We start from the raw sequence: 9,983 nt of genomic DNA, 5'->3' as shown, positions 1-9,983 counted from the left end.
CTCTTCCCTCCTATCGGCCCTTGTCGATTCTTCTGGCGGAGGATGTGTTCACCAACCAGATGCTGGTGCGCACCATTCTGGAGAAGGCCGGCCATCGCGTGACGGTGGTGGAGAATGGCGCCGATGCCGTCAGCACCGTGGTCCGCGACGCGGCAACCCTGGATCTGGTCCTGATGGATGTGCAAATGCCCGTGATGGATGGCATGGAGGCGACGCGGCGCATCCGTCAGGCCGGTCGGACCCTGCCCATCCTGGCTCTGACTGCCAACGTCCTGCGCGAGGAACGGGAAGCCTGCCTGCAGGCGGGCATGAATGGTCACGTGGCCAAGCCCGTGACGCCGCAGGCACTGAACCAGGCCATTGCCGACATCGCCGGTTTCCGGTTGACGCAGAACGACGGCGCCGGTGCCCCGCCGGCATCGCCCGCGATCGACGCGGCGGAAGACAGCGCGCTGGAACAGGAAGTGCTGGATAATCTGCTGCTGGTGGTGGGGGACGATATCGGCGCGCAGTTGTTGACCGATGCGCTTTCCGCCTTCCGCACGCGGGTGGAGACGATCATGGCCGCCGGTAACGACCTGACCCGGATCGAACGGGAAGCGCATTCGCTGGTTTCAGCGGCCGGTAATCTGGGCTTCATGAGCCTCTCGCGTCATGCGCGGGCCCTGATGAATGCGGCCAGCGAGGGGGACATGGCCGAATGCGCCCGGCTGAGCGCGGACCTGCCCGCCCTTTGCGACGCGGCCCTGTCCACCGGCCAGCATGTCCTGCAGCAACTGTCCGCCCGCGCGGCTGAATGATGCGGGGCCTCAGCGGCGGAAATCGGCCAGACAGCGATGGACCGCATGTTCCGGCACCGCCGCCCATTCGCCGATCAGGTCGCCGGAAAGAAAACTGATCCCGGCTTCCTCGCACACCGTTTCCATGGCCAGGGTGTCCACCCCCTCGACGGAGGTCATCAGCCGGTTCTTCGCGGCGACGGCGCCGAAACGCAGCAGATCGGCCCGGTAGCGGTCGGCCGAGGCGCCGGGCGGCAGCAGCACGCAGGCAACCCGCGCACCCGCCGCCGCCAGCGTCGGCAGATCGTTGGTCGATGGATCGACCACAACCATGACGGTGCGGCCATAGGGGCGCAGGGTCCCCACCATTTCCGCCAGCCTTCCCGTGGGCACACCCGCAGGCACGCCGTAAAGATGATAGGTCATGAAGCTGCGCATATGAACGGGAATGGATTGCAGGACGGCGACAAATTCCCGCCGCCGGGCCAGCACGGCCAGACTTTCGAAATGCACGGGGACCGAGAGGAAAAAGCGGAACCGGTTCTCGTACAGTTCCAGCGCTTCGCCGACCGCCTCCTGGATCAGGTGCAGATCCATGCCCAGGATCTGCTGCGGGTCATCCGGGGTGTCCAACCCCTGATACCCCCATAGCGGACTGCGCCCCTCCCGCAGGCGACAGGTGCGGGCGATATAGACGGAAACGACCTGACGCTTGACGTCCCAGACCGGGCGGTAGCGCACCTCCGGCGGACCGGCCTTCTCCACCTGTCGCGAGCGGAAACCGGAAGACCCCTCCGGTGTCGCACTGGCTTCCGCGCCACCACCCGCCAGCCGGCGCGCCGCCTCGTCCAGCATCTGCTTCAGGCTGGCCGGCACCAGCATGACATCGGACCCCATCTCATGCACCGCGGTGCTCACCGTGATGGTTGCGGTATCCGCCTCCCCCAGCAGCATCACCTGCAATTCCTCCACCACCTTGGCGCAGATTAGGCGGGCCTGCTCCGGCCCCAATTGCGCGAAGACGACGACATAGGCCTCACCCCCGTGCCGGAACCATGTATCGTTGGGTGAGAGGTATCCTTCCAGCAGCCGGGCCGTCAGCAGATGCACACGACTGGCCACCGCCGCCCAGCGTCCCCCCAACCGGTCCCGCAGGCTTTCCAGCCCCATCAGGTGGATACTGCCGGCCTGGGCCGGATCGCGCCGGGAAAAAATGCGCCGGAGCGTCTCCGCCGCATTCCCATCCGCCATGGGCGGGCCACTGGTTTCCAAGACATCAACAGATGAAAACCCGGATGTCGCAGAGCCACCGACCGAGGCGGTGCCTTGCGCCGCACCGCCGCGAAATGCTGCCATGACCCTCCCGATCGCTCCGAGCATAGGGTGCCGCCTTTCCGTTCATGAGGATGTGCCGATATTACATCCGCCGAACTGTTTCCTTGGCGCGCAAAGGGTTATATGACCCATTTGTCAGGGTCGCGGCGGCGGGCGCAGGCTGATGGACTGGCGCTGGAAATCCGTCCGGGATCGGCGGACGACATGTTCAGGGACATCCACCCAGCCGCCGATCAGATCTCCGGATAGGAAACGAACGCCGGCTTCCTCACAGATATCCTCCATCTCCAGGCTGGCCACGCCTTCCACCGCCGGCAACAGCCGGTGGCGCCCGGCACCGGTGGCGAAACGGACGATCTCCGGTCGCCAGCGTTCGGCCGATGCATCATGGGGAAGCGACATGTTCACCACACGCACACCCGCCGCCTCTGCCGCGTTCAAGCCCATGCCCGGCGCCGTCTGCTCCAGCATCACGGTCCTTCCGAACGGTTTCAGCGCGGAAACCAGTTCCGACAGCCTGCCCGTCGGCACACCGTCCGGCACGCCGTGAAGATGATAGGTCATGAAGGACAGCAAATGGCGCGGGATCGACCGCAAGGTGCCCATCACCTCCTGCCGGCGCGCGGTGACGGCCAGGCTCTCGAAATGCAGGGGCAGGGACAGGAAGAAGCGGAACCGGTTCTCATACAGGTCCAAGGCCGTTTCCAGCGCGTCCCGTGCCACGAACAGGTCCAGTTCCAGAATGCTGGTGGCATCCTCCTGATCATCCAGGCAATCATACCCCCAGAGCGGCGTGCGCCCTTCCCGCTCGCGGCAGCTTCTGGCCATGTACAGCGATAGAACCTGCCGCTGTACATCCCATACCGGCCGATATCGAACCATGGGCGGACCGGCACGGGCCAGCAGCGGCGCACGGAAACCGGACGGACGCACGATGGGCGAGCCGCCGGTTTCCGCCACGCTGCCACGGTGCGCTGCATCCAGCATCTGGGTCAGGCTGGAGGGCACCAGCATGACGTCCGATCCGATCTCATGCACCATGGTGCGCACGGTGATGCTGTCCGTATCGGCATGGCCCAGCAGCATCACCTGCAATTCCTCCACCACCTTGGCACAGACCAGGCGGGCCTGCTCCGGTCCCAGTTGGGCGAAAACCACGACATAGCTTTCCTCCCCATGCCGGAACCAGGCATCCTTGGACGACAGGTGCTGCTCCAGCAGCTTTCCCGTCAGGGCATGCACCCGTGCCGCCACCTCCATCCAGCGCGGCCCCAGCTTTTCATGCAGACTGTCCAGGCCCAGCAGATGCAGGCTGCCCGCCTGGGTCGGATCGCGACCGTCGAAGATGCGGCGCAACCGCAGGGCCAGGTCCTGATCAGGCACCGGCGCCCTCTCCATGGCCGCAGGCGTGGCCGCAGGTGCTACGGGCATGGCGGCTGCGGGCTGGCGCAAGTGGGGGCGAGGTCCGGCAGCGCCCGCACGGTTCTGACCGCCGAACAGCGAATTCAGGATGGAAGCCACGAATTTGCGCATCGCTTTCCCCCCGCCGGTTTCGCCCAAAGAACCCGCACCTCTTCATGTTTGCTGCTTTTAAGGCGAGGTCAAGCTAACCTTCCGCAACGGGTACAAGGCGCGACGGTCTGATCTGGATCAATGCGGCCAAGGAACCATTCAGGCATGCAAATGGCAGACTACCCCCCGGGGTAGATGGAAAAGGGTGGAAACATCATGACTGTCGCCGACGCGCCGCCGGGAAGAACCCGGCCGTTCCTGACCGGGGTGGAACGCCCGTTCCATGATGACGAGATCATCGTGACAAAAACCGACAAGGGCGGGCGTATCACCTATGCCAACCGTACCTTCCTGCGGGTGGCAGCCCTGACGGAGGATAAGGCGCTTGGCCAGCCGCATAATCTGATCCGTCATCCCGACATGCCGCGTGTGGTGTTCAAGCTGCTGTGGGACACGCTGGGCGCCGGAAACGAGATTTTCGCCTATGTGCTGAACCGGGCAGTGAATGGCGATCAATACTGGGTCTTCGCCCATGTCACCCCGTCCCGCGATACGGGCGGCAATGTCATCGGATACCATTCCAGCCGGCGGACGGCCGACAAGCGCATCGTCAATGACATCATCAGCCCCCTCTACAAACAGTTGCTGGCCGAGGAGGCCAAGCACAGCCGTATTCGCGAAGGCATGGCAGCCAGCGAAGCGATGTTGATGGGCCTGCTGCGCGACCGGGGTGTGAGCTATGAACAACTCATCTTCTCTCTCTAAGGCCCGCCTGACGGGCGTGGCCGTTCTGGTCGGATCGGTGATCGATCTGGCCGGCAATCTCCTGGGCCTGCATGCCATAGCCATCGCGGGCGGCATCATCACCCTGTTGGCGGCACTGGCCAGTTTTCTCTATCTGGCGCGCGTCGACCGGGTGCTGCATGGCGCCGCCGAGGTTCTGGAACGGCTGGCGCGCGGGGATTACGAGGCACGGGTGATCGGCATCCGCGAGGGGGGACCCCTGGGCGAGCTGCTGCACCGGATCAATGATGCCACCGACCGCGCCGACGCCTTTGTGCGGGAGGCGACGGCATCGCTCCAGGCCATCACCAACCAGAATTATCACCGCCGCGTCATCGAAAAGGGCATGCTGGGCACCTTCCTGGTGGGCAGCCGCGCCATCAATGCCGCCAATGGCGCCATGTCGGAAAAGGTGCTGGGCTTCCGGCGCATCGCGGACGAATTCGAGGGCACGATCAAGGCCGTTGCGGACGATCTGGGCCGTGCCGCGCATGAAATGGAAAGTGCGGCCGGCACCATGACCCAGGCCGCCGAAGGCACCAACCATGAAAGCATGGCCGTGGCCGCCGCCGCCGAACAGGCCAGTTCCAATGTGCAGACGGTGGCCGCCGCTGCGGAGGAACTGAGCGCCGCCATCCGGTCGATCACCGATCAGGTGGACCGGTCACGCGACATCACCAACGCCGCCGTCGGGCGGGCGCGGGCCGCCAATGACCGTGTCGCCACCCTGTCGGCCGCCGCCATCCGCATCGGCGAGGTGGTGGGATTGATCCAGGAGATCGCGGCCCAGACCAACCTGCTGGCCCTGAACGCCACGATCGAAGCCGCGCGGGCGGGGGAAGCGGGCAAGGGCTTTGCCGTGGTCGCGTCGGAGGTGAAGAACCTGGCCGGCCAGACCGCGCGCGCCACGGAGGACATCCAGACCCAGGTGGCCGATATCCAGGCCGCCACCCAATCCGCCGTGGATAGTATCAGCGAAATCACCCAGGTGATCGCCGACGTGAACGGCACGACCGTGAACATCGCGGCCGCCGTGGATGAACAGGGTGCCGCCACGGCGGAAATCGCCCGCAATGTCGAACAGGCCGCCGTCGGCACAAGGTCGGTATCCGAACGCATCGCCCAGGTGACGCGAGCGGCATCGGAAACCGGGGCCGCTTCCACCCAGGTTCTGGGCTCCGCCGGCCGCTTGTCACAGCAATCGGGCCAGTTGGGCCATTCCATGGGCGCGTTCCTGACGGCCCTGCGCCGTGTGATCTGAGGAAACAATCCGTTCGCCCGGAAAATCATGCGATTTACGGGCGAACGGGGTTTGATCTTTTCCCAAAGCGACACCAGATCAAGGCCACCCGCAAGAATGGGAGGTCTGCCATGTCGCTTCGTCTTACCCGCCGCACGTTCCTGAACAGCACCGCCGCAGTCGCGGGCGCCGGTATTGCCGCGCCGCTTCTTTCCCTTCCGGCACTGGCCGCCCCCGCCGCCGCCATCGTTGGCAAAGCCGCCCCCGCCTTCACCGGCCGCACTGTCGATGGCGCCGCCATTTCCCTGGCCGATTACAAGGGCAAGCTGGTGATCCTGGAATGGACCAACCATGGCTGCCCCTTCGTCCGCAAACATTACGATTCGGGCAATATGCAGGCCGTGCAGGCCGAGGCGGTGGCCGCGGGTGCCGTCTGGCTGACCGTCATCAGTTCCGCCCCCGGTGAGCAGGGGCACGTCACCCCCGCCGACGCCAAGGCCCGCGCCGCGTCGGAGAAATGGGCCGCCAGCACCACGATCCTGGACCCGAGCGGAGATATCGGCCGCGCCTATGCCGCCAAGACCACGCCGCACATGTTCATCATCGGCACCGACGGCATCTTGCTGTATGACGGCGCCATTGATGACAAGCCGACAGCCAACAAGGCCGATATCCCCGGTTCCAAGAATTATGTGCGCGCCGCCTTGGCCGATATCGCCGCCGGCCGACCCGTAGCCGTCAGCAGCAGCCGCGCCTATGGCTGTGCGGTGAAATACGCCAAATCCAGCGCCTGATAGTAGCGGCCTTTGAAAGGCATGCGGGGCGGCCCATGTTAGGCCGCTTCCATTTCAGCGTACCATACAGGTAATTCTGCTACATCTTGGGCAGAAAAAAAGGCCGTGGCATTGCCACGGCCTGAGTTTAGGGAGGAAACGCCCAAGAAGTGCGTTACGACAGAGGGCATAGGGCCGTGTCGCAAGACAGAATATGCGCGCCTGCCGACCATTGTGCAAGTGCAAAATCGAACGGGCGCCATGCGGATAAGTTCTAGCACAATCCAGGGAAACCGCCGTTTATCAGGCATTCGACTAAAGTCGACATCTATTGCAGTGCAGCACGAACGGGCATTCAGGTCAAAAAACCACCGGAATTCGCCGGTCCGCAGAGCCCTGCCGCATGGCGGGGAGGGACATTGGTTCGCCCGGTGACACAAATGTAATGGCGATACACCGCCCGCAAGCCCCATCCGGTCACGCATGGAAAAAGGGCGCCGGCATGATGCCGACGCCCCTTGGTACACCGGTTACCTTGGCCAGATCGTCAATGCGCGGTCTCACCGCTGTTCTGGACGATGACGCCATACCAACCCAAGCCACGATATGTCTCGTAACCGGGCGTCAGGGCGAACCCGACCAGCCGGCCGAACTTGTCGATATAGTGGCCCATCGACCGGCCTTGGGTTTCCAGCGGGAAGCCCTCTGTCAACTGGCCACGGCCGTCGGAGGAAGAGATGATCCGGCCCGTGGCGTCGACCAGCAGACAGCGGGTCTGCGCCTCTTCGCTGCGATCCAGCCGAACCCCGGAGGTGACGGCGCGGGCTTGCGGCTCCCAGTCGAAGAAGATGCCCATGGCGCCGATCACCTCCCCATCCACGGCACCGTCGCGACGGACGGCGGTGGAATAGGTGGCGACGGTGCGACCGTCCAGCACCTGATTGGCCGTAACGTCGACCACGGCGAAATCGGAGCCGTCCTTGGTATTCAACGCCTGCCGGAACCAGGGCTCGTTGGCGACATTGGTGCCAATGGCCTGCGGGAAGCGGCGCGGACGCCCCGTGGCGATCACCTTCCCCTGCCGGTCAGCCACCCACAGGTCAAGATAGACCGTATAGCTGTCCAGGATCACACCCAGGCGCGAGGAAGCAAAGGATGTCGCATCAGGGGACGGCATGGCCAGGCAATCCACCACAGCCCTGTCGGTCGCCCACCAGCGCACATCGCAAGAGCGTTCATACAGATTGCGGTCGATGATCTCGATCATGTTAAGGGCGAGATCGGCCAGCCGCTGCCCGCGGAACCGGACCATCAGGTCCTCACCCACCGTGGCCATGCGGTCAACCAACTGCCCAATTTCTGAGCGAAGTTCACTGGCGACCACGCTGACCTGGCGCGAGATGGAATTCACCTCATTGGCCACCACGGCGAACCCGCGGCCGGCATCGCCTGCACGCCCCGCCTCGATCAGGGCGTTAAAGGCCAGCATCTTAGTGGTGCGGTTGATATCCTCAATGGCGGAAACCTTCTGGCTCGCGACATCAAGCACGTTCCGGGTCAGGTCGATCAGGCTGTTATCCATGAGGGTGCCCTTACCTTGCGCAATCATTCCGCAATGCACAAAAGCAATTTGCGTGCCCTTCCGTAGCGGAAACTTAACCCTTTGACTTATAACGAAGTCATATTTCCGTGTTAGGGTACAAATCTTTCGCTCGCCTAAAAAATCGGCAGTTCAGCAAAAAATGCCGTACATCACGGCGGTTACAACTGAAACAATAGGAAAAATGCCGCTCATCACGGCATTTTCTGGTTTCGCCGACCGGGAAACCAGATTGGAACCTGACATACCATATTTGCATATCCCATCAGCATGCCCGTAGGGACGCCGTTCGAAGAGGACGTGTGACGGGCCGGCCGTGGTTCCAAGGGGCGAATAGGTTCCCCGGCCGGCCCGTCACCCGATACCGCGCAATTGGGGCATCACAGGGTACCGGCGCCTTAGCCGTCAGGGCGGGATGGGGTACCGCGCCGACGGTATCTGGTAAGTCCCGGGAGCGGCACAAGGGCCGCCCCCGGGGCTTTTGTTCGAAGAACCAGAGACAGGGGCGATGCTCTCGGCGCCTCGAACGAGTCCAGTAATCCTGAAACAGCGAGTTTATGTCAAGCAAATTTATAATGAGCGAAGCTGAAATTTTGCTGCTTGCCGGCCCTCCCCTCTCATGCGACCTTCTAACCCTGTGAGTTCGGAGAATGAGAGAATGGCTGCAACCGCCACTCCGCGCGTCAAACCGCGTGGCGAGGAAAGTGAAAAGACCAAGCTGACCCGGCAGATGCGCCGCGATGCCGGCCGCTGGCTCAGCGCGCAGCGGGAGAAGGCTGGGGTGACGCAGGCACAGGTTGCCGATCATGTCGGTTACCGCTATTACACTTTCGTCTCGCAGGTTGAAGGCGGCCATGGACGTGTCCCGTCCGAACATTTCGGACTCTGGGCCCAGGCCATTGGCGTGGATCCGCAGGTCTTTGCCAAAAAACTGCTGGGGTTTTATGAACCGGAAATCCACCGCCTGCTGTTTCCGGGCGAAGGCTGATACGGTTCAGGAATATCGACGCGCGTGCCGGGGTGTGGGAACCCCGGACTATGCGATCCATAGGGGGCGAATTTGGGCGACGTGCTGCGGTTCATCAGGGCCGTGACGCAAACCGGCTTCTGGACCAACCAGGAGAAGGCGGAGCTTTTCCGTCTTGCCGATGAACTGGCGGGCCAGGGAGCGGGTGTGGAAACCGCAACGGGCATCAGCGACAGCGGCGACCCCTGGTTCATCGTCTATGATGCCGCATCCGGCGACGTTCTGGTGCATGTGGCCCGTATTGCCGGCAAGTTCGTAGTACACGACATGTCGGGGGACCTGCTGCTGGAAGGCGGGGACCTTCGCCGCCTGGTCAACCGCGCCTCCGGCCTTGACCCCGCGGAAATGGCGGGCAACGCCTTCAATAATGTCGTGGTGCTGGCCGCCCTGGCCCTCGTCGTGGATTTTTTCCTCAACACCGAAAAGGCGGAAGCGGCACCCGACACGGGAAGTGACCTGCCCCTGGCCTTTGCCGTGCTGGCCCCGCTGTCGACCACCATCGACCTGCCGCCACCGGATCATCATGCCACGGAAAAGCCGGGCACCGGCGACCGCGCCCACGGGCAATGGTCCGCCCTGCCGGTGCTGGGCGAAAGCCTGATCATCGTCGCGGCGGAGGAACGGCACGCAACCGGTCTTGCCATACTGTCCACAATGGCGGGGGCTGAGGGGACGGACACGATCCAGGCCCCTGCCCTTCCCGATCTTCCCGTCGTCAGCAGCGATGACAGAGGCGGCGCCCTGACCCTGACCGGCACCGTGAATGACGACACGCTGCTGGGCGGCGCCGGCAATGACACGCTGCGCGGCGGTGACGGCAACGATCTGTTATTGGGGGGCGCGGGTGATGATCTGCTGCTCGGTGGCCCCGGTGACGATACGCTTGTGGGCGGTGCCGGCCGGGATACGCTGGACGGTGGCCCCGGCAACGACA

9 protein-coding genes are annotated in these 9,983 nt (G+C 63.9%); 6 read left to right on the top strand and 3 right to left on the bottom strand.

Annotated features, from left to right (window positions below; genetic code table 11):
* Positions 1–800, top strand: an 800-nt coding sequence (locus KBA48_RS30665) for a response regulator (protein WP_292912488.1), incomplete at its 5' end; no start/stop codon positions are given.
* A 9-nt stretch (positions 801–809) separates the two neighbouring features.
* On the opposite strand, the gene KBA48_RS30660 is transcribed toward KBA48_RS30665, so the two are convergent.
* Together KBA48_RS30660 and KBA48_RS30655 are read right to left on the bottom strand one after the other, a co-directional pair.
* Positions 810–2,030: a hypothetical protein gene (locus KBA48_RS30660; protein ID WP_292912487.1), complete on the bottom strand. Its 1,221-nt coding sequence runs from the start codon at positions 2,028–2,030 to the stop codon at positions 810–812.
* Between the two features lie 219 nt (positions 2,031–2,249).
* Complete coding sequence (locus tag KBA48_RS30655) at positions 2,250–3,497, bottom strand: hypothetical protein (RefSeq protein ID WP_292912486.1); 1,248 nt, start codon at positions 3,495–3,497, stop codon at positions 2,250–2,252.
* 345 nt (positions 3,498–3,842) lie between these two features.
* Between KBA48_RS30655 and KBA48_RS30650 the strand changes: the two genes are divergently transcribed.
* From KBA48_RS30650 to KBA48_RS30640, 3 genes are all read left to right on the top strand, one after another.
* Complete coding sequence (locus KBA48_RS30650; RefSeq protein WP_292912485.1) at positions 3,843–4,391, top strand: PAS domain-containing protein; 549 nt, start codon at positions 3,843–3,845, stop codon at positions 4,389–4,391.
* On the top strand, positions 4,366–5,670 hold the full coding sequence (locus KBA48_RS30645; protein WP_292912484.1) for a methyl-accepting chemotaxis protein: 1,305 nt from the start codon (positions 4,366–4,368) through the stop codon (positions 5,668–5,670). Before KBA48_RS30650 ends, KBA48_RS30645 begins: the two co-directional genes overlap by 26 nt.
* 110 nt (positions 5,671–5,780) lie before the next feature.
* Positions 5,781–6,443 (top strand): redoxin domain-containing protein, encoded by a 663-nt coding sequence (locus KBA48_RS30640; protein WP_292912483.1) that lies wholly within the window; start codon positions 5,781–5,783, stop codon positions 6,441–6,443.
* Positions 6,444–6,969: 526 nt separating this feature from the next.
* Here the strand turns inward: KBA48_RS30640 and KBA48_RS30635 are convergent.
* Complete coding sequence (locus KBA48_RS30635) at positions 6,970–8,004, bottom strand: methyl-accepting chemotaxis protein (protein WP_292912482.1); 1,035 nt, start codon at positions 8,002–8,004, stop codon at positions 6,970–6,972.
* Positions 8,005–8,680: 676 nt separating this feature from the next.
* Here KBA48_RS30635 and KBA48_RS30630 point away from each other — a divergent pair.
* On the top strand, positions 8,681–9,010 hold the full coding sequence (locus KBA48_RS30630; RefSeq protein WP_292912481.1) for a helix-turn-helix transcriptional regulator: 330 nt from the start codon (positions 8,681–8,683) through the stop codon (positions 9,008–9,010).
* An 81-nt stretch (positions 9,011–9,091) separates the two neighbouring features.
* The coding region (locus KBA48_RS30625) for a calcium-binding protein (protein ID WP_292912489.1) at positions 9,092–9,983 on the top strand (892 nt) is incomplete at its 3' end.

Source organism: Niveispirillum sp. (assembly GCF_017996735.1).
Lineage (GTDB): Bacteria > Pseudomonadota > Alphaproteobacteria > Azospirillales > Azospirillaceae > Niveispirillum.
Note: the sequence above shows the minus strand (reverse complement) of the source record. Positions and strands in the feature narration are given on the sequence as shown.